This is a genomic window from Oleiphilus sp. HI0043 (assembly GCF_001634935.1).
Map to the genome: position 1 here is coordinate 1 of NZ_LWEY01000605.1, position 982 is coordinate 982.

At 47.0% G+C, this 982-nt stretch carries 1 protein-coding gene; it reads left to right on the forward strand.

Annotation, left to right across the window (positions count from 1 at the left end; genetic code table 11):
• Window positions 1–982, forward strand: a 982-nt coding sequence (locus A3729_RS07450) for a response regulator (protein WP_156497768.1), incomplete at both ends; no start/stop codon positions are given.

Sequence of the window (982 nt, forward strand, 5' to 3'; positions counted from 1 at the left end):
GGCACAGATGTCACCCTATCCTTACCCGCTGGTTTGGTCAGCAATCAGGAAGCCAATAAGCAATTAGCTGAAACCGCTCTACCAGCCACTCAAGCACCTATTATCACTAAGGAAACTCAGGTTTCTACCAGCGAAACCTCTGCAAAACTACCCGATTTATCGTTTGAAGGCGGTAGCGAAGAAATGACTCCGCTGATATTTATCGTCGACGATGAACCCGTAAACCTGGAGCTGGTTTCCAGCCTGATGTCACAACAAGGTTATCGATATGAAGTCTTCCCGGATGGAATTAGCGCTCTAGCCAGGCTCAACCAACAAGTACCTGACCTGATATTACTCGACTTTATGATGCCAAAAATGAGCGGCATTGAAGTCTGCACCCTGGTTCGGAAGCAGTTCGACAGCTATGAACTCCCCATCATCATGCTGACAGCACGGCATCAAATATCCGATATTGTCAGCGCCCTGAGCCAAGGTGCCAATGATTACCTCATCAAGCCCTATCATAATAAAGAACTAATCGCCCGCGTAGAAAGTCAGCTAAGCGTAAGAAGGTGCTGGATCGCGAACCAGGAAAACCAGAAGCTTCGCAACGAGATCGCTAAACGAGAAGCCCTGGAAGAAGAGTTATCCGAACTTAATTCGAAGTTGCTTAACGTTCTGGATATTAGTGAAGAACTTATTATCGTCATCAACGAGCAACTCAATATTGCTTACACGAATGATAGAGCGCTACAAGAATTTAGCCACAAACTTGGTGAATCATCCGAGTCCAGCCTACTAGGGCGCCCCATTAGCGACTTCGTTTTGCCAGAGCTACTCTCTCAACTGGAGAAAGCGTTAGTCGAAAAGCCCGATTCGGCCTACTCAATAGACTTGATGAGTGAACCCGGCGAGCAGGCTGTATGGCACGCTTCCATCAAATACGTTAACGAGTCCGGTCAACCTTATTTAGCCTTGGTTATCGACCAAAGAGAACTGT